General features: G+C 76.3%; 24 protein-coding genes. 11 read left to right on the top strand and 13 right to left on the bottom strand.

Annotated elements, in window-relative coordinates; all coding sequences use genetic code 11:
• The first annotated feature begins 151 nt into the window (after positions 1-151).
• Positions 152-553 (top strand): SHOCT domain-containing protein, encoded by a 402-nt coding sequence (locus tag ACI78U_RS22130; protein ID WP_456877557.1) that lies wholly within the window; start codon positions 152-154, stop codon positions 551-553.
• A 21-nt stretch (positions 554-574) separates the two neighbouring features.
• Complete coding sequence (locus ACI78U_RS22125) at positions 575-1,189, top strand: Rv1733c family protein (RefSeq protein ID WP_456877556.1); 615 nt, start codon at positions 575-577, stop codon at positions 1,187-1,189.
• Between the two features lie 19 nt (positions 1,190-1,208).
• On the opposite strand, the gene ACI78U_RS22120 is transcribed toward ACI78U_RS22125, so the two are convergent.
• The 4 genes from ACI78U_RS22120 to ACI78U_RS22105 all read right to left on the bottom strand — a co-directional run bounded on the left by ACI78U_RS22120 (position 1,209) and on the right by ACI78U_RS22105 (position 5,713).
• The gene (locus ACI78U_RS22120) at positions 1,209-1,724 is read right to left on the bottom strand and encodes a DUF6325 family protein (RefSeq protein WP_456877555.1); all 516 of its coding nucleotides are present in this window, start codon (positions 1,722-1,724) and stop codon (positions 1,209-1,211) included.
• 201 nt (positions 1,725-1,925) lie between these two features.
• The gene (locus ACI78U_RS22115; RefSeq protein WP_456877554.1) at positions 1,926-2,369 is read right to left on the bottom strand and encodes a DUF7144 family membrane protein; all 444 of its coding nucleotides are present in this window, start codon (positions 2,367-2,369) and stop codon (positions 1,926-1,928) included.
• 166 nt (positions 2,370-2,535) lie between these two features.
• On the bottom strand, positions 2,536-2,919 hold the full coding sequence (locus tag ACI78U_RS22110) for a hypothetical protein (protein WP_456877553.1): 384 nt from the start codon (positions 2,917-2,919) through the stop codon (positions 2,536-2,538).
• Positions 2,920-3,061: 142 nt separating this feature from the next.
• Entirely contained in the window at positions 3,062-5,713 is a 2,652-nt protein-coding gene (locus ACI78U_RS22105) for a LuxR C-terminal-related transcriptional regulator (protein WP_456877552.1), read from the bottom strand.
• A gap of 417 nt (positions 5,714-6,130) precedes the next feature.
• Between ACI78U_RS22105 and ACI78U_RS22100 the strand changes: the two genes are divergently transcribed.
• From ACI78U_RS22100 to ACI78U_RS22085, 4 genes are all read left to right on the top strand, one after another.
• On the top strand, positions 6,131-7,183 hold the full coding sequence (locus tag ACI78U_RS22100; RefSeq protein ID WP_456877551.1) for a hypothetical protein: 1,053 nt from the start codon (positions 6,131-6,133) through the stop codon (positions 7,181-7,183).
• Complete coding sequence (locus ACI78U_RS22095) at positions 7,180-7,680, top strand: RDD family protein (protein ID WP_456877550.1); 501 nt, start codon at positions 7,180-7,182, stop codon at positions 7,678-7,680. Before ACI78U_RS22100 ends, ACI78U_RS22095 begins: the two co-directional genes overlap by 4 nt.
• 126 nt (positions 7,681-7,806) lie before the next feature.
• Positions 7,807-8,061, top strand: a complete 255-nt coding sequence (locus tag ACI78U_RS22090; RefSeq protein WP_456877549.1) for a hypothetical protein — start codon at positions 7,807-7,809, stop codon at positions 8,059-8,061.
• 65 nt (positions 8,062-8,126) lie between these two features.
• Positions 8,127-8,765 carry a hypothetical protein gene (locus tag ACI78U_RS22085; protein WP_456877548.1) on the top strand — a complete coding sequence of 213 codons (639 nt, stop codon included), beginning with the start codon at positions 8,127-8,129 and terminating at the stop codon, positions 8,763-8,765.
• Positions 8,766-8,787: 22 nt separating this feature from the next.
• On the opposite strand, the gene ACI78U_RS22080 is transcribed toward ACI78U_RS22085, so the two are convergent.
• The 3 genes from ACI78U_RS22080 to ACI78U_RS22070 all read right to left on the bottom strand — a co-directional run bounded on the left by ACI78U_RS22080 (position 8,788) and on the right by ACI78U_RS22070 (position 11,165).
• Positions 8,788-9,996: a cation:proton antiporter domain-containing protein gene (locus ACI78U_RS22080; RefSeq protein WP_456877547.1), complete on the bottom strand. Its 1,209-nt coding sequence runs from the start codon at positions 9,994-9,996 to the stop codon at positions 8,788-8,790.
• 79 nt (positions 9,997-10,075) lie between these two features.
• Positions 10,076-10,387 carry an STAS domain-containing protein gene (locus ACI78U_RS22075; protein ID WP_456877546.1) on the bottom strand — a complete coding sequence of 104 codons (312 nt, stop codon included), beginning with the start codon at positions 10,385-10,387 and terminating at the stop codon, positions 10,076-10,078.
• 442 nt (positions 10,388-10,829) lie between these two features.
• Positions 10,830-11,165: a LuxR C-terminal-related transcriptional regulator gene (locus ACI78U_RS22070; RefSeq protein ID WP_456877545.1), complete on the bottom strand. Its 336-nt coding sequence runs from the start codon at positions 11,163-11,165 to the stop codon at positions 10,830-10,832.
• A 222-nt stretch (positions 11,166-11,387) separates the two neighbouring features.
• Between ACI78U_RS22070 and ACI78U_RS22065 the strand changes: the two genes are divergently transcribed.
• The gene (locus ACI78U_RS22065) at positions 11,388-12,362 is read left to right on the top strand and encodes an AraC family transcriptional regulator (protein WP_456877544.1); all 975 of its coding nucleotides are present in this window, start codon (positions 11,388-11,390) and stop codon (positions 12,360-12,362) included.
• 104 nt (positions 12,363-12,466) lie between these two features.
• Positions 12,467-13,870 carry a diacylglycerol/lipid kinase family protein gene (locus ACI78U_RS22060; protein ID WP_456877543.1) on the top strand — a complete coding sequence of 468 codons (1,404 nt, stop codon included), beginning with the start codon at positions 12,467-12,469 and terminating at the stop codon, positions 13,868-13,870.
• Between the two features lie 17 nt (positions 13,871-13,887).
• Here the strand turns inward: ACI78U_RS22060 and ACI78U_RS22055 are convergent, their stop codons facing one another.
• The 4 genes from ACI78U_RS22055 to ACI78U_RS22040 all read right to left on the bottom strand — a co-directional run bounded on the left by ACI78U_RS22055 (position 13,888) and on the right by ACI78U_RS22040 (position 18,550).
• Positions 13,888-15,684, bottom strand: a complete 1,797-nt coding sequence (locus tag ACI78U_RS22055) for a SulP family inorganic anion transporter (protein WP_456877542.1) — start codon at positions 15,682-15,684, stop codon at positions 13,888-13,890.
• Positions 15,681-15,968, bottom strand: coding sequence for a three-helix bundle dimerization domain-containing protein (locus ACI78U_RS22050; protein WP_456877541.1), 288 nt, complete (start codon positions 15,966-15,968; stop codon positions 15,681-15,683). The genes ACI78U_RS22055 and ACI78U_RS22050 overlap by 4 nt, the downstream gene beginning before the upstream one ends.
• 113 nt (positions 15,969-16,081) lie before the next feature.
• Entirely contained in the window at positions 16,082-16,798 is a 717-nt protein-coding gene (locus ACI78U_RS22045) for a CPBP family intramembrane glutamic endopeptidase (RefSeq protein ID WP_456877540.1), read from the bottom strand.
• Between the two features lie 12 nt (positions 16,799-16,810).
• Complete coding sequence (locus tag ACI78U_RS22040; protein ID WP_456877539.1) at positions 16,811-18,550, bottom strand: alpha/beta hydrolase; 1,740 nt, start codon at positions 18,548-18,550, stop codon at positions 16,811-16,813.
• A gap of 105 nt (positions 18,551-18,655) precedes the next feature.
• On the opposite strand from ACI78U_RS22040, the gene ACI78U_RS22035 reads away from it, so the two are divergent.
• Together ACI78U_RS22035 and ACI78U_RS22030 are read left to right on the top strand one after the other, a co-directional pair.
• Positions 18,656-20,641, top strand: a complete 1,986-nt coding sequence (locus ACI78U_RS22035) for an alpha/beta-hydrolase family protein (protein WP_456877538.1) — start codon at positions 18,656-18,658, stop codon at positions 20,639-20,641.
• A gap of 64 nt (positions 20,642-20,705) precedes the next feature.
• Positions 20,706-21,197 (top strand): hypothetical protein, encoded by a 492-nt coding sequence (locus tag ACI78U_RS22030; RefSeq protein WP_456877537.1) that lies wholly within the window; start codon positions 20,706-20,708, stop codon positions 21,195-21,197.
• A gap of 31 nt (positions 21,198-21,228) precedes the next feature.
• Here the strand turns inward: ACI78U_RS22030 and ACI78U_RS22025 are convergent, their stop codons facing one another.
• Positions 21,229-21,909, bottom strand: a complete 681-nt coding sequence (locus ACI78U_RS22025) for a phosphatase PAP2 family protein (RefSeq protein ID WP_456877536.1) — start codon at positions 21,907-21,909, stop codon at positions 21,229-21,231.
• A gap of 181 nt (positions 21,910-22,090) precedes the next feature.
• Between ACI78U_RS22025 and ACI78U_RS22020 the strand changes: the two genes are divergently transcribed.
• Entirely contained in the window at positions 22,091-23,938 is a 1,848-nt protein-coding gene (locus tag ACI78U_RS22020; protein ID WP_456877535.1) for a glycoside hydrolase family 15 protein, read from the top strand.
• Positions 23,939-24,124: 186 nt separating this feature from the next.
• Here ACI78U_RS22020 and ACI78U_RS22015 read toward each other — a convergent pair whose 3' ends face one another.
• A complete protein-coding gene (locus ACI78U_RS22015) occupies positions 24,125-24,832 on the bottom strand; it encodes a GAF and ANTAR domain-containing protein (protein WP_456877534.1) in 708 nt (235 codons plus the stop codon).
• Between the last annotated feature and the right edge of the window lie 117 nt (positions 24,833-24,949).

The following is a 24,949-nucleotide window of genomic DNA, read 5'->3' as shown; positions in this document are numbered from 1 at the left end:
GGGGGGGGGGGGGGGGGGGGGGGCGGGGGGCGGCGCGCGCGCGGCGCGGGGGGGGGGGGGGGGGGGCCCCCCGGCCGGGGGGGGGGGGTCGGCCCCCCCCCCGCGCCGGTGACCATGCTGAGCGGCACCCCAGGCCCTCCGGAGGTGGACCATGAGCTCGGCGGCCGACGACTACCCGCTGGTCGACCTGTTCTGGACGTTCGTCGTCTTCTTCGCGCTGCTGGTCTTCTCCTGGCTGGTCATCACGGTCTTCGGGGACCTGTTACGGCGGCACGACCTGTCGGGGTGGGCCAAGACCGGCTGGATCGTCTTCGTGCTCCTGCTCCCGCTGATCGGCTCGGTCACGTACCTCACGACGCAGGGGCGCGCCATGGCCGACCGCGACGCCCGGCAGGCCGAGCAGGCGAGGCAGCGGACCGACGCCCACATCCGGTCGGTGGCCGCTCCCGCCTTCCGCGGCGTCGACGAGATCGCCCACGCCAAGGACCTGCTCGACCGGGGTGCGATCACCCAGGAGGAGTTCGAGCAGCTCAAGCGGCGCGTCCTCGTCTGAGTCCCGCGCCTCCGCACCGGGATGACCGCACGGCTGGACGCCCTCGTCCGCCGGTCCCTGCGCCGGCTGGTGCTCGGCTCCGGGCCGCTGAGGCGCCCCTCCGACCGGGTGCAGGCCGTCGGCCGGCTCGCCGTCGTCGCGTCCCTCCTCGTCGCCCCGCTGCTCGCCGTGGCGGCGTCGACCGCCACGTCGGCGCACCTCACCGCGGTGGCGGCCGCCGAGGCGGCGGACCGCTCCCACACCCGCGCCGTCCTGCTCGAGCAGGCCCCGTCCCGGGTGGAGCGCGACGACGCCTACGGCGCCGCCCCGGCGCTGGCGGTCCCGGTGCGCGCCGCGTGGCCGGACGCCGGTGGCGCGCTCCGGGAGGGGGTCGTGCTGGTGCCCCCCGGGACGGCGACCGGCACCGCCGTGCCGGTGTGGATCGACGGGCAGGGCGAGCCCACCTCGCCCCCGCTCGACCCGTCGGGCATCCCGACCTCGGCGGCCGTCATGGGAGCACTGTCGCTGGTGGGGCTGCCCCTGGCGACCTGGACGCTCCACGTCGTCCTGACCTCCGTCCTGGACGCCCGCCGGGAGCGCGCCTGGGAGGCGGAGTGGGCCGCCGTCGAGCCGGAGTGGCGATCCCGGCTGCTCTAGCGGTGGCCGGGGCCGGCGGTCAGTCGACCGGGGCGGCCGGCGCGGGCGGGCTGCCCGCACCCGCGGAGGCCTGCTCCTCGGCGTCGAGGGTGTCGAGCGCCTCGACGAGGGCCTGGACCGGGATGTGGCCCGCGGCCACGAGCCGGCCGCCCGAGCGGCGCAGGGCAGCGGCGAACGGCGTGGCCCAGCTGTTCTCGTAGACCAGGACGCCGGCCGCGGTGCCGGGCTCGAGCGCGGCGGCGGCCTCGGCGACGTCGTCCGGGCCGATCAGTCCGGAGGCCGCGCCGTCGAACAGGGCCGCCTCCAGGACGCGCATGCGGTCCAGGTCGACCTGGGTGAGCGTCGTGACGGTCCCGTCCTCGTCCTTGCGCAGGAACACCAGGTCGAGGATGCGGATGACCCCCCGGTCGACGAGGTCGACCAGGAGCGGGAACGCCTCACCGGTCATGCGGTCGGTCGGGAACGCCACCACGATGTAGTCGACCGGACCCATCTGGTCGAGGTCGGCGGCCTGCTGCTCGAGGTCTGCGGTCATGTCTCCCCCAGCGGACGAGGAACGAGAGCGGACACCGGTCACGGTCCCCCCGCGGCCGGGCGGCGCACGTCACCCGGGGGAGACGAGCCCGCCGGACCGGCACCCCCGTCCGGCCCCGGGTCGCGGGCACGCACGCCGGCACCCGCCCGGTCGAGGGGGTGGACCGGGCGGGTGCGGCTCCCCGTCGTCGGGGACGGGCGGTCAGCGGTAGGCCTTGACCTCCCGCCCGTGGACGATGATCGCGTAGATCACGATGACGTCGAGGGCGATCATGATGGTCGACCAGATCGGGTAGGCCGGGAGGAACGCCAGGTTCACCAGCGCGCTGAGCAGGGCGATCCCGACGCCGACGACACGGGCCACCATGTTGCCGGCCAGGAGTCCCAGCCCGGTGAGGATGGCGACGACGCCGATCACCGTGTGGATCCAGCCCCAGGTGTTGTAGTCCACGTCCACCACGAGGCCGTCCTGGGTGACCGCGTAGAAGCCGTCGTCGAAGAGCGCGACCAGTCCCTGGACGACCTGGAAGGCGCCCACCGTGATCAACATGACGCCTCCGAAGACCACCCAGCCGGCCCAGGCCGTCGGGGGCTCGCGGTACGAGGCGCTGCTCTCCGTGGTGTTGCGGTGCGAGGTGTCCGTCATGTGCCAGTCCTCCGAGATCCACCCCCGGCTCCTGCCGCCCCTGGACCGGAGCCGGTCGGCGCGGGGTTCCGATGCCGTGCGCCGACAGCGTGGGACCCGGACGGCGGCCCGGCATCGTCCGCCGCGCATGACCCGCGGGCGGCGCCTGCACCGGCGGCGGACCGGCTCACCCGGCCGAGGGCTCCTCCGCCGTGCCGGGTCCCGGCCGGAGGGGCCGGTGCACCACCCGGAGGGGGACGACGACGCCGTCCGCGGACCGGGTGGCCGCCCCGGCGTGCGGCACGGGCTCCTGCCCCCGGTCCGGGGCCGGCCCGCGCCGCCGACCGGGCGGTTCCGGGCACCGGCGGATCTCCAGGACCTGCACGTGGCCCTCGGTCAGCCGGTCGAGCACGTCGGAGAGGTCCCGGTCGGCGGGCACCCGGAACCGGTACACGGTCCGGCGCGGTACGGCGATCGGTGTCACGGGGACGCGGAACGAGGAGAGCGTCGCGGTGCTCACGAGCGTCCCCACGCGCACTTCGTACCGGGTGACCGCTGCCTCCACCGCCATCGCCTCCTCGAACGCCTCACCGGGTGGCCCGGGCCCGGGGGTCCCGCGGCCGGGGTCTGGCCTTGTCGGTCGTGTCCCTCCCGACGCTGCCGGAGAGCGCGGGAGCCCGCATCGTCCGCAGCGGAGGGGCCCGGTGTCCTCCTCAGAGGAGTCCGCGCTCGCGCGCCTTCCGGACGGCCTGGTTGCGCCGGCTGACGCCCAGCTTGCGCAGGATGCTCCGGATGTGCGTGCGCACCGTGTTCACCGAGATGAACATCGTCGCCGCGATCTCGGCGGTGGAGAGCATCTCCGCCAGGTACCGCAGGACCTCCAGCTCACGCTGGCTCAGCTCCTGCACCACCTCGGCGGGGCCGCCCGACCGGACCCCGTCCGTGCCACCGGCCGGCTGTGCCGCGCTCGACGGGTTGAGCCACGCGCCGGGGCCCTGCAGCCGGGGATGGGTGCGCAGGAGCCGGCGCGCCTGCGGAGGGGTGTCCACGAACGGCCAGCGGAGGAGTTCGGGCCGGGCCCGCTCGAGCGCCGCGGCGAGCTCCTCCGCCGCAGCGGTCACCTCACCTGCCTCCAGCCGCTGGCAGGCGCGGACGACCATCGACTCGACGACGTCCGCCGGCGCCCGCGAGGACTCCTCGTCCGGCGGCACGTCCGCCGTCGTCACCCCGCCGAGGAGGCCCACCGACGCCTGCAGGCGCCGGCTCCACGGCTCGTCGCGCCCCCTGTCCCGGAGCACGGCGAGCCCGTCCTCGACGTGACCGCGGGCCACCGCCAGCCGCACCAGCTCGGTGACCACCTGCTCGGAGATCCACCGCGGCAGGGGTGGCCCCGCGAGGTGGGGTCGCAGCACCTGCTCGGCCAGGTCGTACTCGTGCCGCAGCCGGAAGTGCTGACCCTGCAGCACGGCCTGCAGGGGGCCCGGCCCGGCCGCACCGGAGGAGGCGGAGTGCTCCCGCACCCGGGCTCTGCCCAGCCACTCCCGCGACTCGACCAGCGCGTACCGGCGGAGGTGGACCCAGGCCAGGGCCGTCGCGGCCGCGGCATCGCGCGCGGCCTCCTCGGTGTCCTCCTCGGCGGCCAGCGTCTCGGCCTCCAGGGCGAGCTGGGCGGCCCGGGTCAGGTGCCCCTCGAGCGCCTCGAGGAGCGCGAGGTGGCCGATCGCCCGGCAGCGGAGCCTGCGGGAGCCCGCGGCGTTCGCCGCCGCCGCGGCGGCCCGCAGCGCGACGACCAGCTCCCGGTCGGGGGCGTTGGTCCGGAGCACGGCGAGCGCGCGCAGGTGGCTCAGCACCGCCGTGCCCTCGGTCCGCGCCCGGTGCTCGGAGTCCGGGAGCTCGGCGACCAGGGCGCCGGTGGCGTCGAGCCGGGTGAGGAGGGACGCGGCCTCGACGCCGCTGTGCGTGTCGGCGGTGAGGCAGGCGAGGGCCGCCGAGAGACGCAACGGCAGGGTGGCGCCCTCCTCCTGCGCCCTCCTCGACGCGGCGAGGTCCGCCGGTGACGGGGCATCGCCGCCGGCGAGGGCCACGACCGTCCGGACGACCGCGGCCTCGGGGTCGACGAGCCCCGGGGGGAGGGACGCCAGCCCACGCGTCGTCGGGTCCGTCCCGTGCACGAGCAGGCGCGTGACGAGCAGGTCCTCGACGAGGAGACGGCCGACGGAGCCCCAGTCCTCGGCGGCGACGGCGTGACCGACCGCCACCTGGGCCCGGCCCGCCGCGGCGTACCACGCGGCGCACGTCCGGTGCAGGCCGGCGAGCTCCCCCGGGTGCTCGTAGCCGAGCTGGGCCTGCAGCATCTCCCGGAACAGGGGGTGGACGCGGAAGCCGCCCGGGGCGCTCGGGGTCTCCTCGACGAACGCGTTGGCGTGCGCCAGCCCGGCGAGGACGCGGCGGGTGTTGCGGCGGCCGCACAGCCTGTCCACGAGGTCGGGCCACAGCTCCGACGTCACGCTGGTGCGCAGCAGGACGCGCCGGACGCCGGCCGGCTGGGTCTCCAGGACCTCCGCGAACAGGTACTGGGCCACGCTGCCGTCGTCGTGCGTCAGCGACGTGATGAGTCGCTCCGGCGGCACGCCCTGTTTGAGCGGCGCGGCGGCGAGCCGGAGGCCGACCGCCCACCCCTCGGCCTCCGCGCACAGGGCCCGCGCGACCTCCGCCGTCACCGGGACACCCATGGCGGCGAGCAGGTCGCGGGTCTCCTCCGGGGTGAAGGCCAGCTGGTCACCGCGGATCTCCGCCAGGGTGCCGTCGAGCCGGTACCGGTGCAGCGGGAGCAGCGGGTCGGCCCGGCCGCACACCACGAGCCGGAGCCGGCTGCCCGCGTGCCGGACGAGCAGGTCCAGGCCGGCGGTGACCGACCGGTCCGTGACGTGGTCGGCGTCGTCGAGGACCAGCACGACGGGCCGGGGGGATGCAGCGACGTCCGCGGCCAGGCGGGGGACGAGCGAGGCGCCGGGCGGCTCCCCCGGGACCAGGGCCGGGACCTCGGACCACTGCACGCCGGCCCGGGACAGGGCCTCGACGACGTAGCTCCAGAAGGTGGCCGGGTCGTCGTCGTACGCGTCCAGGGTCACCCAGGCGACCGGCCGGCCCGCGCCGTGGGTCTGCCGCCACGAGGACGCGAGGACGGTCTTGCCGGATCCCGCGGGGCCGCTGAGGAGGGTGAGCGGGGACCGCTGGACGTGTCGCGTCAGGAGGTCGAGCAGACGCCGGCGGAGCACGGTCGCGTGCGCCGGGTCGGGTGGCGCCAGCTTCGAGTCCAGCAGGGCCGGGCCCCGGTGTCCGGCCGGACCGGGTCGTCCCGCCACGGGGAACGGAGCACCCGTTGCCAGCCTCGCCATGTCCGCCCCCAGCTGCTCGGTGCCCCTCGACCGTGCCGTCCCCCGCAACGAGCTCGTGGCCAGATGTCGCCTCCACCACCCTCGCGAACGCTCCTCCTCCTGGTCAGGGGCGAAGGTCCCCGCGGACGGCAGCGCTCGACCCGGGTCGGACGGCGACGATGCCCCGGCCACCCGGGGACCGGCTCACCCGGAGGGGATGAGGAGTCCCACCGGGTGAGCGGCCGATGCTGACGGCTCCGACGGACGGGGAGGCCGCATGAGCCGGGCATCTGACGGCGGTCCAGCGTGGCCGTGAACCCGGCGTACCCGCCTCCGGGGAGGAGCCGGCCGCACGGTCGGCCGTCCGCCGTCCCCGCGCCGGACGGCAGCGCCGCGGAGGACACGGTGGCCGCTGCCCACGCGGTCCTGGCGGTCACGGCCGCGCTGGTGAGGTGGGCGGCGGAGGCGGCGGTGCGGAACCCGCGCGGTGTCCTCGCCCGGTTGCCGGTGCGTCTGCCGTCCACACGGGGCGTCCTGGCCCGTCGTGCCCACAGATCGCTGCCGCGGACCCTCGTCCGCCCGGCATCCGCCGCGGTGCGGGCCCTGGCCGCCGCCGCGGACGACCTGGTCCCCGGCGTGACCCGGGCAGTGCTCGCCCGGCTGGACGTCCCCGGCCTCGTCCGCGAGTTCGTGGACCTCGACCGGCTGGCCGCGATGCTCGACGTGGACGCGGTGGTGGCGCGGGTCGACCTCGACGCCGTGCTGGACCGGGTCGACCTGGATGCGGTGGCCGCCCGGCTCGACGTCGACGCCATCGCTGCCCGGCTCGACCTCGACGCGGTGGTCGACCGCGTCGACGTGGACCGCGTGCTGGACCGGGTCGACGTCGAGGCGGTGGTCGACCGGGTGGACGTGGACCGCGTGGTCGACCGGGTCGACCTCGACGCCGTCGCCGCCCGGCTGGACGTGGACGCGGTGGCGGACCGGGTCGACGTCGCCCGCGTGGTCGACCGGGTCGACCTCGACGCCGTCGCCGCCCGGCTGGACGTGGACGCGGTGGCGGACCGGGTGGACGTCGCCCGCGTGGTCGACCGCGTGGACCTCGACGCCGTCGCGGCCCGCCTGGATCTCGACGCGGCGGCCGCCCGGCTCGACGTCGACGCCGTCGCCGCCCGTGTCGACCTGGACGCCGTCGTGGACCGCGTCGACGTCGACCGGGTCATCGCCCGCGCCGACGTCCCCGGGCTGGCGCGCTACGTGGTGGAGGTGATCGACCTGCCCGGGCTGCTCCGCGAGTCGACGGGCTCCGTCACGGGAGAGGTGGTGCGCAGCGTGCGCGACCAGGGCGTGGACGCCGACCGTGCCGTCGAGCGGGTCGTCGACCGGCTGCTGCGCCGCAGCGGCCGGCGCACGGCGACCCGCGCGTCGGAGGACGGTGCGCGCGGGAGCGCCCCGTGACCCGCGCCCCCGAGCGCCCGGCCTACCCGTGGCACGGGGACCCGCGCCCGGCGAGGGAGGGAGCGGCGGTGCGGGCGGCGGTCCGCGGCCGCCGGGCCGGCGTGGTCACCCGCTGCCTGGCCAACGTCGTCGACGCCGCCGTCGTGCTCCTGCTGCTGGGCGCCGGCTACGCCGTCGTCGCGGCGGCCCGGTTCCTGCTGGCCCCCACGAGCTTCCGGTTCCCCACCCCGTCCCTCGCCCTGCTCATCGTGGCGGGGCTCGCGCTGCTGGCCGGCTACTTCGCCGTCACCTGGACCGTGGTCGGCGCCACCTACGGCGGCCGGCTGCTGGGACTCCGGGTGGTCGACGACGCGGGCGCGCGCCTGGGCTTGGGGCGCGCGTGCACACGGGCGGTCCTCTGCGCGGTGTTCCCGGCGGGCGTCCTGTGGGTCCTGGTGAGCAGGGAGAACCGCTCGGTCCAGGACCTGCTCGTGCGCACCTCGGTGGTCTACGACTGACGGCGCTCCCGGGGAGCCGGACCGTCGCGTGTCATCTGCCGGGGACGATGCGAGCCGCCCCGGTGGCCGCCACTCTCGGGTCCCCGGGAAGGACCAGCGACTCGACCACCAGCGGGGAGTCCCGCCATGACAGCGCCAGCGCCGCCCCAGTACAGCTTCACCCTCCTCGACCGGCTCATCACCGAGGCCTGGACCGACCTCCGGGCAGCGCGGGCTGCCGCGGCGAGAGTGGGCAACCGCGAGAACCTCGACCTCCTGACGCGGACCGAGGAACACCTGAACGCGCTGCTGGAGTACCGCCACGCCGCCCTGCTGCGGTGCCCCCGGGTCGGGGGCGACCTGGCCGACGAGGCGACCGTGCTGGGCAACCGGCGGTGGTGACCGTCCCCCGCGGCCCCAGGCCCTCGTCCACCGCCCCGGCCGCCCGTCCACGAGGAGCACACACCATGTCCGAGACCGCCCCCGAGGAGACGGTGCCCCTGTCGGTGCCCGACGCGATGCCCGTGCTGAGTCGTGGCAGGCACCGGAACTCGTCGCACGGCGCCTGCTTCATGGAGTACACGGCCCTCCTGGCCGGCGAGCGGTTCAGCGACGAGCCCCGCTGTGTGGACGGTGAGCTGGCCACCGTCCTCCGAGGCGCCAACGACAGGCTGTCCGACGCCGACCGCCCCGTCCTGTTGCCGCTGCTCGGGCGGGCCATCGGCCTCGCGGTCGAGCCCCCGCCTCCGGAACCGCGGTGGTCCCGCCGCGTCTCGCGCCGGTACCACCGCGAGGTGGCGGCCCCGCACCAGACGCGGGTCGCCCGCCTGCACCGGGAGGTGACGCGCCGGTTCGTCGCCGCCCTCGGACCGGTCTCGCCGCCCGTGACGCGGGACTGGACCGGGCGCAGCGGGGAGCTCGCGTGGGTGTTCTGGGAGACCATGACCGAGCCGACGGTGCTGTCCCGCTCGCCGGACCACGTGCGCCGGCTGGTCTCCCGCCTGCACCTCCTCCACGAGTGCTACGAGCAGGCCCTGGAGCACCTGGGGTACAGCCGGACGCCCCGGTCCGCGCGGGCCACCGCGGGCTCGGCCGTCGAGGCCTGACCTCCGGCGGCCCCGTGACGCCTCACGCCGGACCGTCGAGCCCCCTGCGGGTGAGGGCCCGCTGGTACCGCGCCGCCAGCGGGGCTGCGGTGAGCCCGTGCACGAGGACGCTCAGGAGCACCGTCGCGCCGATGAGCGCCACCGCCTCGTCGGCGGCGTCCCCGAGCTCCTCCAGGGCCAGCAAGGCGAACACGAGGGACGCCAGCCCCCGGGGTCCGAACCAGCCGACGAACAGCACGGTGTCGCGGTCCAGACCCGCGCCGGCACAGGCCAGGGCGACGGGCACCATGCGCACCAGCGTCAGGCTCAGGACCGCGTAGACCACGACGCCGGGGTCGACCCGGTCGACGACGAGCGGGACGGCGAGCGCACCGAACGCGAGCCAGACGAGCAGGGAGACCAGTCCGCCGGCCTCCTCGAGGAAGACCCGCTCGCCCGGGCCCTGCCGGCCCGCCGCCGCGCCGAAACCCAGCCCGCCGCAGAACGCGGCGACGAAGCCGTTCCCGTCGACGACGAGCGCGCCCGCGTAGGCCACGAGCGCCAGGGCCAGCACCGCGGCCCCGACGGATCTCCCGTCGGCCCACCCCCGGCGGCGGGCCTCCTGCAGCAGCCACCCGCCACCCAGGCCGACGACAGCACCCACCACCACGCCGACGCCGAGCTCGAGCAGCGCCTCCCCCAGCCAGGACCCGCTGGTGCCCTCGAGCCCCGCGGTCGCGCCCGCGAGGGCGAACAGGACCACGGGCGTGACGATGCCGTCGTTCAGGCCGCTCTCGACGGTGATCAGCCGCCGCACGCGGGAGGGCACGGCGGGGTTGGTGACGACCGGCAGTCCCAGCGCGGCGTCGGTCGGCGCCAGCGCCGCCCCGACCAGCAGCGCCGACCAGGTGCCGAGGCCGGGGACGAGCGCGTACGCCAGCGCCCAGCCGGCCACCACGGTCAGCGGCAGCCCGACGGCCAGCAGCCGCAGGTAGCGGCCGAGGTCGCGGCGCACCTGGCCGAACGGGACGGCGGAGGCGTCGGAGAACAGCACCCACACCAGCGCGACCTCGACCAGCGGTTCCAGCGACTCCGGGACGGACCCCGCGTCGACCAGGCCGGTGGCGGCGAGGAGCCCACCGACGCCGACGAAGACGATCGGCGCCGTGAGGTCGGCGCGCTCGAGGCGGGCCGACAGCAGGCCCCACCCGAAGACGAGCGCGCCGGTGATCGCGACGACCTCGACGGTCACGGGACCTCCCGGTGCGTCCGGCGGGGCGGCCCCGTCGTCGTGGACGGCCCGGCATCCCGAGCGCGGCGGGTGGCGCCGGTCAGCCGGGTCCCGGCTCCTCCGCGATCGGCGTGCGCTCCCCTGGCAGGAGGTGGCGGTCCAGGCGCAGCAGGACCAGCGTGTCCCGGAGGGCCGGCGACGCGCCGCGCAGGCCGACCCGGCAGCCGTGCCGGACCGCCCGCCGGTAGGCGCCCAGCAGGGCACGCAGGCCGGCGTCGTCGATGCCGGTGACCCCGCCGACGTCGACGGTCCAGGCCGGGTGGCGGGCCGCCAGCAACGCCGAGACGGCGTCGTACAGCAGGTGGGCGGCGCGGGCGTCCAGGGGTCCGGTCAGCGTCAGGCGACCGCTCACCGGGTCGACGTGCACCCCGGACTCCGGCGCCCCGGGCACCGACCGGGAGCGGAACGGGGCAGAGGGGGCCGCAGCCGGCAGCCGTGCTCCCCTGCGGGCAGCGGCCGGGCGCCGGACCGGACGGGCCGGCCCCGGGACGGCGTCGGGACCGGGCCGGAGGACCGCCGGCACCCCGTCGTCGGGCCGCCCGTCGGGTCCGGATGCCACCGTCGCCTCCTCTGCACGCCGAGGGGAGGGGACGGCCGACGCGCCCGGGCAGCGTCGCAGGGGCGGGGCGCCGGGGGCCTCGTCCGGTGCGGACGATCCGTGTGGCCCGGACCCGGACGACGGGCCCCGCCAGGCGAGCGCACCACGGACCCGCGGGCCCTCCGTCGTCCGCCTGGCGGGGTGCGCTCAGTGTGGCACCCGGGACGTGGGGTCGCCGGTCAGCCGGGGAACCGTGTCAGTGACGGTCCGCCAGGACGCCGAGGTCACGGGCCGCCCGCACGGCCGCCGCCCGGTCGGCGACGTCGAGCTTGCCCTGCACCCGCCGGATCCTCGTCCGGGCGGTGTTGCTCGACACGGAGAGGACGGCTGCGATCTGGGCCGTCGACCTCCCCCGTGCCAGGCACGCGAGCAGGTCGAGGTCACGGCGGCTCAGGAGCAGCACCGGGCCGGGACGCGTGGCGCCACTGGCCGGCTCCACCGGACCGGCAGCCGGCTCCAGCGGCGGGCGGCGGGGCGTCGGCAGCGCGACCGCCGAGGAGACGGTGCGGACGGGCGCGTGGTCACCGGTCATCTCGCCCTCTCAGGGGTCACCGGCGTCCGGCCCGGCCGCCGTCACGGTCGCCGGCGCCGGGACGGTGGAGAACAGGTGGTGGCCGGACGTGGGGCGAGACTAGGAAGGAGCCGACCGACCCGCTTTACCGATCGCGACGGAGCCCTTACCTTCTCGCGCATCGCACAGGGGACCGTGATGCTTCCTCGCGTTCGGACCAACACCCTCACCGGCTATGCGGCCGTGGCCCGTTCGGTCGGGCTGGACGCCGCGGTCCTCGCCGCGCAGGTCGGCCTGGACCTCGCCGACCTCGACGTGCCCGACCGCTGGATCGCAGCCGCGCCCGTGGCCCGGCTCCTCGAGGTGTCCGCACGGCAGGCGGGCTGCCCGGACTTCGGCCTGCGCATGGCACGGGTCCGCACTCTCGGCACCCTCGGCCCCCTGAGCGTCGTGCTCCGCGAGGAGCCCGACCTGCGCAGCGCCGTGGACCTCCTGGCGCGGTACGAGCGGGCCTACAACGAGGCACTCCACCTGCGCCTGCGGGAGGACCGCGACGAGGCGATGATCGAGGTCTGGCTCGAGCTCGGTGAGCCCGCCCCGCGCGACGAGGCGCTCGACCTGGCCGTGGGGGCGCTCGTGGGGATCATCCGGACGCTCGTGGGCGACGGCTGGGACCCCACGTCGGCCGTCTTCGCCCACCCCGCGCCCCCGGACGCGGGACCGTGGTACCGGCTCTTCGGTCCCCGCGTGCTCTTCGCCCGCCCGTTCACCGGCCTGGTGTTCCCGGCGCGGGACCTCGGTGCCCGCGTGGTCACGTCCGATCCCTCGCTGCGGCCGTACGCCCGGCAGTTCCTCCGCACGGTCGTGGCCCCCGAGACCCCCGCGTCGCCCTCCGGCCCGACGGACGTGGCGGAGGCCGTGGAGCTGCTGCTGCCGCTCGGGGGCCAGTCGCTGACGCGGACGGGCCGGCTCCTCGGCCTCGGTCCCCGGGACCTGCAGCGCCACCTGGCCCAGCAGGGCGACACCTTCTCCTCCGTCCTGAGCGCCACGAGGGCACGACTGGCCGAGCGCTACCTCCCGAACGAGGACCTGTCGCTGACCGAGGTGTCCCGGCTGCTGGGCTTCACGGCCCCCAGCGCGTTCTCCCGGTGGTTCCGCGCGCAGTTCGGCACGAGTCCCACGGAGTGGCGGAGGACGACGCGGAGCGGGAGCGGCTGAGCGGGGCGCGACCCGTCCGCGGCGGGTGATGCCCCGGCCTCTCGGGGCGGCCAGGCTCCCCGGACGGGACCCGGGACGCCGGGGAGCCCCCTGGGAGGTGTGCCGTGGACTCGTTGGTCGCCCGCCGGTGGTGGGCCCGGACCGCTCTCGCGCTGGTCGTCGCCGCCTTCGTCGTCCTGCTCGCGTTCGCCGGCCGCCGCGGCCTGTGGCTCGTGCTGATGACGGCCGCGTCGGTCGTCGTCCTCGTGGCCGCCGTCTTCTGGTTCCTCCTGCAACGCGGCCCCCTGCGCTGGCTGGCGCTGGCCCTCGCCCTGGCTGCACCCCTGGCGGTGCTCGTCGCCTTCGTGGCCGACCGGCTGCTCTGGGTGGCCCTCGTCGCCGCCGCGCTGTTCGCCGCCGCGGTGTGGTCCGGGCGGGCGGCACTGCGCCCCGACCGGTCCCGCTGGACGATGGAGGTCACCGAGGTGCCGGCGCCCCGGCAGCCGTTCCTGGTCATGAACCCGCGGTCCGGCGGGGGCAAGGTCGGTCGCTTCCGGCTGCGGGAGCTGGCCGAGGAGCTCGGCGCCGAGGTGGCCCTGCTCGACCGGCCCGGCACCGACGTCCAGGAGCTGGCCCGGGCGGCCCTGGCCCGCGGCGCGGACCTGCTCGGCGTGGCCGGCGGGGACGGCACGCAGGCGCTCGTCGCCCAGGTCGCGGCCGAGCACGACGTGCCGTTCCTCGTCGTGAGCGCCGGCACCCGCAACCACTTCGCGCTGGACCTGGGGCTGGACCGGAACGACCCCGCGCGGTGCCTCGACGGCCTGCGCGACGGCGTGGAGGCCCGCATCGACCTCGGCGACGTCAACGGCCGCACGTTCGTGAACAACGCCTCCTTCGGTGCGTACGCGGAGATCGTGGAGAACCCGGCCTACCGGGACGACAAGCGCCGGACCACCCTCGACGCCCTCCCGGACCTGCTGGCCCGCCGGCGCGGCGCCCACCTCGTGGCGCAGGCCGGCGACCTCACGCTGGACGCGCCGCAGGCCCTGCTGGTGAGCAACAACCCCTACGCCGGGTCCGACCTCGTCGGGAGCGGGCGCCGGCCGAGGCTGGACCGCGGGGTGCTCGGGGTGATCGCGGTCCGGGTGGACAGCACGCGGCAGGCGATCGGCCTGCTGAACGGCGCCCACCGGGAGGGGCTGCGGGTGGTGGAGTCCCCCGAGGTCGTGGTCACCGCGGACGTCGCCGAGGTCCCGGTCGGCATCGACGGCGAGACGGTGCGGGTGGCGACCCCGGTCCGGTGCACGATCCGTCCCGGCGTCCTCCGGGTCCGGCTCCCCCGCGACCGGCCCGGCGTGAAGCCGCCGCAGGCACGCCTGACCTGGGCGGCGCTGTGGGCCCTCGCGGCCGGCCGGCCGGTCCCGGGGATGAGCGCGGAGCGCGTCTCCCGCCCGGCGGCGACGGCCTCGGAGCGTCCGGCCACGTCCACGACCACGTCCACGACCACGTCCACGACCACGGACGCCTGACGCCCGCGGACTCCCGGTCAGGCGCGGTGCTCGCCGGCCGGCGTGGCCGGTGACGGCAGCGGGGTCGCCGGCTCCGGCAGCACCGCGGGACCGGGCGCGGGAGCCGGCTCGTCGGGCCAGCGCGCTCCCGTCCGCACGCGGTAGGCCTCCACCGCGGCGCCGACGGTCGGGAAGAAGTGCTGCGGCTCGATCTCCTGCGTGAGCCCGTAGCGCTCGATCTTGGCCCGGACCGGGTCCTTGAGCTCGGCGAAGACCAGCGTCTGCCCGCGCCGGTCCAGCAGGCGGTCGAGGTCGAAGAGCACGTCGGCGGCGGTGGTGTCCACGTCGGTGACCGGCTCGGCGGCGACGACGATCCACCGGGGCGCCGGCTCGCTGCGAGCGAGCGCCACGACCTCGTCGCGGAAGGTCTTGGCGTTGGCGAAGAACAGCGGGGCGTCGAAGCGGAGGACGACCAGCCCGGGGAGCATCTGCGCGTCCGGGTAGGAGCGGACGTCGTGGTAACCCCGCACGGAGTCCACGCGGCCGAGGGTCGTCGAGTAGGGCCGCCAGGCACGGCGGAAGACGTTCAGGATCGACAGGCCGACCGCGATCGCGATCCCGGGCAGCACTCCGAGCAGCGCCACCCCGGCGAACGCGGCGACCGACAGGGTGAACTCGACCCGGCGCTGGTGCCACAGCCGGGCAGCGGCCGGGAGGTCGGCCAGCGAGAGCGCGGCGGTGACGACGACCGCGGCCAGGGCGGCGTCGGGCAGGTTCCGGAACAGGCCCGGCAGCAGCAGGATCATCAGCAGGATGAGCACGGCCCCGGTGACCCCGGTCAGCTGGGAACGGGCGCCGGCGCGTTCGGCCACGGCCGTCCGGGACGCGCTGGTGCTGACCGGGAACCCCTGGAACAGCCCGGCGGCGAGGTTCGCCGCGCCGATGCCGGCCATCTCCGCGTTCCCCCGGACCTCCTGCCCGGTGCGCTCCGCGAACGCCGACGCGGTCGAGATGGTGTCCGCCAGCGCCACCAGGGCGATCGCGAACGCACCGGCCACCAGCGGGCCCAGGTCCGACCAGCCGACGCTCGGCACGGTCAGCGGCGGGAAGCCCTGCGGCAGCTCGCCGACCAGGCCCACGCCACGGGCCCCGAGGTCGAAGACCGTCGTCGCGGCGATCGCCAGGACCACCATCACGAGGACGGCGGGCACCTTGGGCAGCCACCGCTGGAGCCCGAGGACCACCAGGACGCCGCCGATCCCGACCGCCGCCGCGGCCGGCACGACCTCCCCGCCGGCGACGCCCGCCACGAAGCCGGTGGCCTCCCCGACCAGCCCGTCGGCGTCGACGGAGAAGCCGAGGAGCTTGGGCAGCTGGCCGACCAGGATGGTGAGCGCGAGCCCGTTCAGGTAGCCGATCATCGTGGGCTTCGACAGCAGGTCGGCCACGAAGCCCAGCCCCGCCCACGCCGCCGCGAGCATGATCGCCGCCACCATGAGCGCGAGCACCGAGGCCAGCGCCACGGCCCGCTCCGGGTCCCCGCCGGCGACCACGAGGGGCAGCACCGTGGCCGCGATCATCGGGCCGAGGGAGGAGTCCGGGCCGAGCACCAGGATCCGCGACGGTCCGAACACGGCGTAGGCGAGCAGGCAGGTGATCGAGGTGTACAGGCCGGTGATCGGCGGCAGTCCGGCGAGCTCCGCGTAGGCCATGCCCTGCGGCACGAGCAGCGCGGTGAGCACCACCCCGGCCAGGAGGTCCTTCGCCAGCCAGGGACGGTGGTACCCGCGGAGCGCCTGGACCCCGGGCGGCACCAGGCGCGGGGCCCGGCTCACGGGAGGGGTCGGCCGGCCTGGAGCGCCGTCCTCCGCTCGTCCCGCCGGGCCCGGTACGTCGCGCGCAGCCGCTTCTCCACCAGGATCGGGACGAACGCCTGCACGGGGGCCCCGGCGAAGGTCGCGAGCGCCTCGAGCGCCGAGGAACGGATCTCCTGCCGGTCGACGCCGTACTCGGCGTGCAGCCGTTCGACCAGGGCCTCGACGAACGGGTCGCCGGGCGGCACCGGGCCGCCGGCCGGACCGTCGTCCCCCGCGACGACCACCGCGGCGGTCACCGTCATCTCGGGCCTCCTAGCACCGTGGTCCCCTGGCAGGTGGTGGTCCCCTGGCAGGCTGCCCGAGTGTGGCGGGCGCCCCGGGTACCGGACCTCATCCGTCGCGGATGACGAGCGGGTCACCCCTGCCGGTCCAGGCGCCACGCCACCAGCCCGGACAGCACGCCCAGGGCGTTGGTCGCCCAGTGCGCCCCGGCGGCGGCCAGCACGCTGCCGCTGCGGCGGCGCATCTCCCCGAAGACCAGTCCCCCGACCGTCGTGAGCGCGACCGTCCCGAGGACCAGGGCGGCGCTGCCGGACCCGCCGACCGCCTCCGACACCCCGCGGTTGGTCTCGCCGACGCGCAGCGCCGGGATGACGTGCCAGAGCCCGAAGAGCACCGACGTCGTGACCAGGACCTGCCACGGGCGCAGGTGCCGCGCGAGCACGCCCCAGAGGACGGACCGGAAGGCGAGCTCCTCGAGCACCACGGTGCCGAGCGGGATGGTCACGAACGCCTTGTGCAGCGCCTCGAGCGGTGGCAGGTCGTACCGGACGTCCATGAACGCCGGCCGGGTGAACGGGAGCAGCACGCCGACCACGTAGACCCCGGCGACGAGGCCGATCGCGCCCAGCGCCCACCGGCACCCCGCCCCGAGGCGGTCCCGGCCCAGTCCGAGCTGCGACCAGGTGAGCCCGTCGAGGCGGGCCCAGGCGACCAGGCCCACACCCGTCAGGGCCCGCACCCACCAGGGCGGGTGGACCGTGTGGTCGACGACGTTGACGGCGGCGAGCACGAGCACGAGCGCGCCGGAGACCAGCCGGTGGCGCCCGCGCCGCCCGGCGGAGGTGGTCACCCCGCCCCCCGGTCAGCCACCGCCGACCAGGGACCGCAACCGGTCGGTGTCGGCGTCGGTCCACCCGGGCGGCTGCGCGACCTCCGCCCACGCGTCGACGTAGTCGGCCTGGTACTTGTGGCCGTGGCCGTCGGGGACGCCGGTCGAGAACGCCATGTCCGCGGTGACCTGCCAGAAGGTGACGAACGGCAGCCACACCACGTCGTCGGAGACGTCGGGACCGCGCTGCCCCTCCAGCCAGTCCGGGCGGTCGAGGAGCAGCCGCGGCGACCACCAGACGATCGGGTCGGAGGCGTTCTGCAGGTAGACCACCCGCGGTTCCTCCCACGGCCCCGGCGGCCCGGAGAGGTCCGGCGACTCGTCGGCGAAGCGCACGGTCCGGCCCTCGTCGTGGACGGGCAGCCACTCCGGCGAACCGGCCTCCCGGTCGGCGACCAGCCCCCGCCACAGCTCGTTGAAGTTCGGCGGCCCGGCCCACAGCACGCCGTCGGTGCGGTTGCGGACGTCGGCGATCCCGCTGAAGGCCGCCTCACCGCCGAAGGTGCCCAGGCTCTCCCCGAAGACGTACAGCTGCGGCCGGCTGCGCTCGGGCAGCTGCGCCCAGGCGCCGTACACCGCGTCGAACAGCGCCCGGCCCGCGTCCCGCGCCTTCGCCTGGTCGACCAGGAAGGACAGCCAGCTGGGCAGGTAGGAGTACTGCACCGCGACCATCGCGGTGTCGCCGTTGAACTCGTACTCCAGCGCGGCGGAGGCCGCCGGGTCCACCCAGCCGGTCCCGGTGGTCGTCACCACCACGAGGACGGCGCGGTCGAACCCGCCGGCCCGCTCCAGCTCGCGGACGGCGAGCGCCGCGCGGTCGTCGACGTCCTCGGCCGACGCCAGCCCGACGTAGGCGCGCACCGGCTGCTCCGCCGGGCGGCCCGAGAAGGCCCGCAGCTCCTCCGGCGTCGGCCCGGTGCCGGTGAAGTTGCGGCCCTGCAGGCCGAGGTCGTCCCAGTCCACGAGGGAGTCCGGGCTGCCCGACCGCTCCGGCGCGGCCGGCTCCACCGCGCCCTCCTCCGTGCCGTCGTCCCGGACGCTGAACGCGGAGTTCATCGCCTCGACCAGGCCCTGGAACAGCACGCCGTTGAGCAGGAAGACCACCAGCACGGTGACCGCGGCGACGCCGAGCGGGCGGGCGATGCGCCGGGGCAGGAGGCGGCCGAGGGTCCGGACGAGCCAGCGGGCCAGTGCCCGGATCCCGCGGGCGACGGCGACCAGCAGGGCGAACAGCAGCACCGCCACGACGACGACGCCGATCGCCGACCAGCCCTCCGGCGGGTCGAGGCCCATCAGCCGGTGCACGTCCCGCTGCCACCCCGCGCCGAGCCACAGCGCGGCCAGGCACAGCAGTGGGCCCGCGACGGCGAGCACCTGCCACGCGCGGCGTCGGGCACCGGCCGAGAGCCGGCGCTCGGTGACCTCGGCGACGAACCAGGCCGCCGTGACGCCCACGCCGTAGCCGATGGCCGCGGTGATGCCGGCGACCAGCCCCTGCAGCACCCAGCCCCGGGGCAGCAGCGACGGCGTCAGCGCACTGCAGCCGAACAGCAGGGCGCCGACCGTGCCGCTCCAGGTGTAGCGCGGCCAGGAGGGGCGCAGGCGCCGGCGCCGGCGGTGGGAGACGTCCCGGTCCGGTGCCGGCTCGTCGCGCGGCGGCGGAACGGCCGGCGCCCCGGCCCGTGCGGGCCTCGCCGTCGGTTCCGCCGTCATGCCGCGCTCCGCTCGTCCGGCGACCGACGCTAGGGGCAGTCCGGGCGGCCGGACTCCTACGCGGAGGATGAACCGGAGCCGCCCCGCCCGGCGCACCATCCGCGCATGGGACGCACGCGACCCCGACCGGGACGGCACAGCCGCGGACGGTCTCCCGGCTCGAGCACCGCACCCGACGTCGGGCTGGTCGTGGCCGCGGCGATGGCCCCCGGCACCTTCGCCCCCTCCCTCTCCCCGCGCAGCGCGGTGGACCAGGGGCTGGTGACCGGCCTGGCCACGGGCCTGCACCACCTGCTCACGGTCGGGACGCAGGAGGCGCTGGAGAGCGCCGTCCGGCTCGCCGTCGGCGGGGCGACGCCGCCGTCCGTGCGGCGGGCCGCCACGATCGCGGCCGACTGTGCGGCCGTGCCCCTCGGCCTGGCGGCGCTGCGGGCGTTCCCGCCGCGCGCCGAGGACCCGCTCCGCGGCATCGTCCGCCAGGCGGCCTGGCGGCTGGGCGCGACCGGCCTCGGCGGCGCGCTGCTGGGCGGCGCCCAGGCGGGGACGCGCGCGCTCGACGACCGCCTGCGGCTGCACGGCCGCCTCGCCGCCGTCCCGCTCGCGGTGCCGGTCGGCCTGGGCACCGCCTACGTCGTGGACCGGTTGCGCGCGGGCGAGCAGGCCGAGCGGACCGGCGGGGCCGACGCTCCCCCGCGCCTGTCGTCCCTCGGCGTCGCCGCGGGGGTCGTCGGGTGCCTCGCCGGCGTCGGCTACGCCGAGCACGCGCTGTCCGACCTCGCGGCCCGCCGGCTGGCCGCGGTGCTGCCCGGGCCGCCCGGCCTCTGGCGGCTCGCCGGCCACGCGGTCGCCCTCGCCGGGCTGGGGGCCGGCGCCTCCGCGGTCTGGCACCGGGCGATGCGGCGGATCGAGGCGCGGACGTCGGTCGACGTCCCGGTGTTCGAGCCCGGTGAGGGCGACCGGTGGGTGCCGCCGACGGTCAGCGGAGGTCCCGGCAGCCTCGTCGTCTGGGAGGGCATGGGGCGCGACGGCCGGCTGCACGCCCTGGCGTCGGTCCGCCCGCGGCCGGTGCCCGACCTCCCGGCCGGCGTGCCGGACCTGTCGATCGAGACCGTGATGGGCACGCCCCCGCACGCCGCCCCCGTGCAGGTGTACGTGGGCCTGGACAACGCGCCGACCCCGCGCGCCCGGGTGGACCTCGCGATGGCCGAGCTGGAGCGGACCGGTGCGCTCGACCGGTCGCTGCTGGTCCTCGTCTCGCCGACCGGGACCGGCTACGTCAACTACGTCGCCGTCGCGGCGCTGCAGTACCTGGCGCTCGGCGACGTCGCCACGGTGACCCTGCAGTACTCGCGCCGCCCGTCGCCGCTGTCCCTCGGCATGGTGCCCGCGGCCCGGGAGCAGAACCGGCTCCTGTGGCTGCGGGTGCTGCAGCGGCTGCGGGACCGCCCCGGCCCCCGCCCGCGCGTCGCGGTCTTCGGCGAGAGCCTCGGCGCGCACACCAGCCAGGACGTGTTCCTGCACTGGGGGACGCTGGGGCTCGACGCCATGGGCATCGACCGGGCGCTGTGGATCGGGACCCCGTACGGCAGCGGGTGGATGCGCGAGGTCACCCGCGGGAACCGCCTCGACGTCGACCCCGCCGCCGTCGCCGTCGTCAACGACCACGACCAGTACGCCGCCCTGGCCGGGGAGCGCGGCTCGCCGCCGCGCTTCGTGCTGGTCAGCCACGACAACGACGGGGTGACGAAGTTCGGCCCCGACCTGCTCTGGTACCCGCCCGAGTGGCTGGGCCCCTCCCGGCCGAAGCCGGAGCCGGTCGCCGGCGCGAGCCCCCGCGGCATCCCCCCGGCCATGCGGTGGCGCCCGCTGACGACCTTCTTCCAGAGCCTGGTCGACATGAAGAACGCGCAGACGTCGGGGCCGTTCGGGGCGTGGCAGCACGACTACCGGGCGGACCTGCCCCGGTTCCTCCGCGACGTGTACGGGTTGCCCGCCTCCCCGGAGCAGCTGGCCCGCGTCGAGGAGGTGCTGCAGGTCCGCGAGTCCGTGCGCGAGCGGCTGTTCGCCGTCGTCCCCGGCGCGGTCGGCTGACCGCTCCCCACATCCTCCGCAGCGGACGGTGTCCCGCCGGGCCGGCCCGGGGAGGCTGCGGTCCATGCGGGCGAGCCTGGAGACGCACCTCGGATCGCGGCAGGTCGGCCGGGTGGTCTACGGCTCGATCATCGGGCTGGCGCTGGTCGTGGCGCTCGAGACCCACCCGCCCACGCCGGGCGTCATGGCCGTCTGGCTGCTCGGCACGGCCCTGGCGGTCGCTCTGGCCGAGGTCTACAGCGAGGTCGTGGGCACCGAGACGAGCACCCGCCGGCCGGTCACCCGCGGCCAGGTCGGGCACATGGTGGAGGACGCCGCGGCGGTCGGCTTCGGGGTCGCCTTCCCCGCGGTCTTCTTCCTGCTCGCCGCGCTGGGCGTGTTCGAGGTCGGCGCCGCGTTCTCCGTCGCCAAGTGGTCGGGGCTGGGCCTGATCGGGTTCTACGGCTACTGGGCGGCCCGCTTCGCCGGAGCCCCGCCCCGCCGGGCGCTGCTGAAGGGCGCCCTCGTCGCGCTCGTCGGGGCCGGGCTCATCCTCCTCAAGGCGCTGGTCCACTGACCCGGGTCCGCGCCGCGGCACGGAGGACCGGTCAGCGCCCCGGACGCGGCGGGCGGAACCGCGGGATGACCTCGACCCGCCACAGTCCCCACCCGACGGCCTCGCCGACGGCGACACCGATCATCGCCCCGATGACCACGTCGGCCGGGTAGTGCACGCCGGTGTGGACCCGTGAGTAGCCGACCGCGGCGGCGAGGGTGCGCAGGGGCGCGGCGGCAGCAGGCACGATCTGTGCGACCGCCGTGGCGAACGCGAAGCCCGAGGCGGTGTGGCCGGACGGGAACGACGCCGAGTGCGGCATCGGCACCCACCGGGCCTCGGGCACGCCGGCCAGGTCCCGGTCGGGCCGCCGGCGGCGGGCGGCGAGCTTGAAGCCGGCGTTGACCACGGCGGAGTCCACCGCCACCGCCGTCAGGCCCGCGGCGGCGGCCCGCCGCCCGGTGCGACCGCCGGCGAGGGCCATCACCCCGGCGACCGCCATCCACAGCCGCGAGAAGTCCGCCAGCCGCGACAGCCGGCGCACCGGGCGGTCGAGGGCGGGCGTGCGTGTTCCGGCCACGGCCCGGTAGAGGGCCCGGTCGATCCGCCCGAGGTCCCGGAGCAGGCGCACCGCGGTCGCCCGCGCGGGCGCCTCCCCGGGCGGGGGGCCGGCCGCCAGCCGGCCGGCCAGCCGCTCCTCGGGCGGCGGGGTCCGCGACGGTGCCGTGTCCATCCGCCCGTCCCTCCTGCGCGCTCGCTCGCCGACGGCGGCCAGTGTGCCGGGACGCCCGCGGGCACGGAACGACCGGCGCTCGTCCCCGCAGGGTGGTCCGCCGTCCTCCCGGGCGCGGGCGGGGCGGCTCACCCCCGCTGGATGAGGCCGCCGCGGCCTCCCGTGGGCCACGGTCGCCGGCATGACCGAGACCGTCAGCCTCGAGACCGCCATCTCCGGACACGGCCTGATCGGCGACCTGCAGACCGCTGCACTGGTGACGACCGACGGGTCGATCGACTGGTTCTGCTCCCCCCGGTTCGACTCCCCCAGCGTCTTCGGCGCGCTCCTCGACGACGAGCGCGGCGGGCACTTCCGCATCCGCCCGGCGGGCGTGGAGTACACCTCGACGCAGATGTACCTGCCGGACACCGCCGTCCTGGTCACCCGGTTCTTCACCGACACCGGCCTGGGCCAGGTGCTCGACTTCATGCCGCCCGCCGGCGACACCGCGACCGACCGGCACCGGATCGTGCGCATGGTGCAGTGCGTGCGCGGCCGGATGACCTTCGAGGTGGAGGTGGCCCCGCGCTTCGACTACGGCCGGCACCCGCACCGCCTGGAGCTCAGCGGCCCCGGCGCCGTCTTCGTGGCGAACGGCCAGCGGCTGACGCTGCACGTCGTGCGCGCGCCGGAGGACGAGCGGCTGGCCGACGTGCGCGTGGAGGACACCGACCTGCGCGGCACGGTGGGCCTGGTGGCGGGCCAGACGCGCGGCGTCGTCCTGGAGACCGACGCCGACGGGCCGCCCCGCGAGATCCACCCCGACGAGGTGCAGGCCCTCTTCGACGCGACCGTGGCCCACTGGCGCTCCTGGATCGGCCGGTCCACCTACACCGGGCGGTGGCGGGAGGCCGTCCAGCGCTCGGCGATCACCCTGAAGCTGATGACCTACGCCCCCTCGGGCGGCATCGTCGCGGCGCCCACCGCGGCACTGCCCGAGCAGGTCGGCGGCGAGCGCAACTGGGACTACCGCTACACGTGGGTGCGCGACGCCTCGTTCTCGGTGCACGCGCTGCTCAAGCTCGGCCTGACCGACGAGGCGGCGCGCTTCGGGTCCTGGCTGGGCGAGCGGATCCGCGAGCGGCTCGACAGCGACAGCGGACCGCTCAACATCATGTACCGGATCGACGGCTCCTCCGACCTCAAGGAGGACGAGCTCGACCACTGGCGCGGGTACCGGGGCTCGGCGCCGGTCCGCATCGGCAACGGCGCGGCCGAGCAGCTACAGCTCGACATCTACGGCGAGGCCCTGGACAGCGTCTACGCCGGCGTCCGGGCCGGGCTGCCGCTGTCCCACCAGGGCTGGACGGCGACCAGCCGGGTGCTGGACTGGCTCGCCGACAACTGGGACCAGCCCGAGGAGGGCATCTGGGAGACCCGGGGCGGCCGGCAGGCGTTCACCTACGGGCGGGTGATGAGCTGGGTGGCCTTCGACCGCGGCATCCGGATGGCCACGGAGCACGGCCGGCCCGCCGACGTGGACCGCTGGCGCGCCGCACGGGACCGGATCTACGAGCAGGTGCTCGAGCGCGGCTTCCACACCTCGCGCGGGGCGTTCGTGCAGCACTACGACACCGACGTGCTCGACTCGGCGCTGCTGCGCATGCCGACCGTCGGCTTCGTCGACGGCCGGGACCCGCTGTGGCGCTCGACCCTGGCGGCGATGGACGACGAGCTGGTCACCGACAGCCTGGTCTACCGCTACGACCCCGAGGCCTCCCCGGACGGGCTGCGCGGCTCGGAGGGCACGTTCTCGCTGTGCACCTTCGCCTACGTGGACGCGCTCACCCGCTCCGGTCGGCTGGAGGAGGCCCGGACGGCGTTCGAGAAGATGCTGACCTACGGCAACCACGTGGGCCTGTACTCCGAGGAGATCGCCCTCACCGGCGAGCAGATCGGCAACTTCCCGCAGGCGTTCACCCACCTGGCCCTCATCGACGCGGCGGTCACCCTCGACGCCGCCCTCGACGGGCGCGGTCCCGGCTGACGCCGGGGCACCCCTACGGTCGGGGTGAGACGGCGTCCTGCGGGCGGAGCCGAGGAAGCCACGCCGGCAGCACGATGTCCCAGGCGGCACCGGGGGTAGCTCACCAGGACGATCGCGCAGGACCCCGGGGTCCTGCGCGGTCCAGACCCGGTGGTCCTAACCCGTGGCCACCGGGTCGCCCCCGGCTCAGCGCCGCCGCCGGCCGGGGACCTCCCCGGTCTCCACCAGGCGCCGCGCCACGTCCCGCAGCTTGGTGTTGCTCTCCTGAGACAGCCGGCTGAGCACCCCGAACGCCTGGTCCGGTGTGAGCCGCAACCGCTCCATCACGATGCCCTGGGCCATCCCGATCAGGTTGCGGGTGGCCATCCCCGAGCGCAGGTTCTCCTCGATCTGGGCACTGCGCAGCGCGACCGCGGCCTGGGCGGCGAACGCCAGCGCCTCGCCCCGGGTCTCCGCGTCGAAGGCGCTCGGCTCCGGCGAGTAGAGGTTGAGCGCACCGAGGCTGTTCTGCTCCGCGTCGGTGAACAGTTGCAGCGACAGGCTGCTGCGGATGCCGGTCTGCTCCGCGACCGCCCGGGTCCAGCGGGGATAGCGCTCCTCGGCGGTCATGTCGTCGATCTGGAAGGTCTCCTGCTCCCAGATCGCGTCCAGGCACGGCCCCTCCTCCAGGTCGTACTGCAGGTGGTCGGCCTGCTCCGCACGGTCGTCACTGGCGGCCGGGGTACGCACCTCGTGGCGGTCCTTGACCAGCGACACGCTGGACCAGACCTCGCCGTCGAGGTTCTGCGCGGCGGCCTCGACGACCCGCTGCAGCGTGTGCTGCATGTCCGGTTCGTTGACCAGCTCGCGGGCGATCGCGGCCAGCCGCTCGTTGAAGTCCGACATCTCGGACATGAGCCGTTCCTCCCGCTGCCATCGGTCCGCGGCCTCGGCGGGTCCTTACCCCGACCGAGCCGCACACCATGCCGCACGGGCCCGGCTCCGATCCGCGTCGCGCCGGTCCGGCGCGAC

The organism is Geodermatophilus sp. SYSU D00710 (genome assembly GCF_054050195.1).
This window is presented reverse-complemented; position numbering and strand designations above follow the sequence as displayed.

Coding starts and splice junctions, on each gene's coding strand:
- ACI78U_RS22130 (WP_456877557.1), top strand. CDS start 152: ATGAGCTCGGCGGCCGACGACTACCCGCTGGTCGACCTGTTCTGGACG.
- ACI78U_RS22125 (WP_456877556.1), top strand. CDS start 575: ATGACCGCACGGCTGGACGCCCTCGTCCGCCGGTCCCTGCGCCGGCTG.
- ACI78U_RS22120 (WP_456877555.1), bottom strand. CDS start 1,724: ATGACCGCAGACCTCGAGCAGCAGGCCGCCGACCTCGACCAGATGGGT.
- ACI78U_RS22115 (WP_456877554.1), bottom strand. CDS start 2,369: ATGACGGACACCTCGCACCGCAACACCACGGAGAGCAGCGCCTCGTAC.
- ACI78U_RS22110 (WP_456877553.1), bottom strand. CDS start 2,919: ATGGCGGTGGAGGCAGCGGTCACCCGGTACGAAGTGCGCGTGGGGACG.
- ACI78U_RS22090 (WP_456877549.1), top strand. CDS start 7,807: ATGACAGCGCCAGCGCCGCCCCAGTACAGCTTCACCCTCCTCGACCGG.
- ACI78U_RS22085 (WP_456877548.1), top strand. CDS start 8,127: ATGTCCGAGACCGCCCCCGAGGAGACGGTGCCCCTGTCGGTGCCCGAC.
- ACI78U_RS22070 (WP_456877545.1), bottom strand. CDS start 11,165: ATGACCGGTGACCACGCGCCCGTCCGCACCGTCTCCTCGGCGGTCGCG.
- ACI78U_RS22050 (WP_456877541.1), bottom strand. CDS start 15,968: ATGACGGTGACCGCCGCGGTGGTCGTCGCGGGGGACGACGGTCCGGCC.
- ACI78U_RS22040 (WP_456877539.1), bottom strand. CDS start 18,550: ATGACGGCGGAACCGACGGCGAGGCCCGCACGGGCCGGGGCGCCGGCC.
- ACI78U_RS22035 (WP_456877538.1), top strand. CDS start 18,656: ATGGGACGCACGCGACCCCGACCGGGACGGCACAGCCGCGGACGGTCT.
- ACI78U_RS22030 (WP_456877537.1), top strand. CDS start 20,706: ATGCGGGCGAGCCTGGAGACGCACCTCGGATCGCGGCAGGTCGGCCGG.
- ACI78U_RS22025 (WP_456877536.1), bottom strand. CDS start 21,909: ATGGACACGGCACCGTCGCGGACCCCGCCGCCCGAGGAGCGGCTGGCC.
- ACI78U_RS22020 (WP_456877535.1), top strand. CDS start 22,091: ATGACCGAGACCGTCAGCCTCGAGACCGCCATCTCCGGACACGGCCTG.
- ACI78U_RS22015 (WP_456877534.1), bottom strand. CDS start 24,832: ATGTCCGAGATGTCGGACTTCAACGAGCGGCTGGCCGCGATCGCCCGC.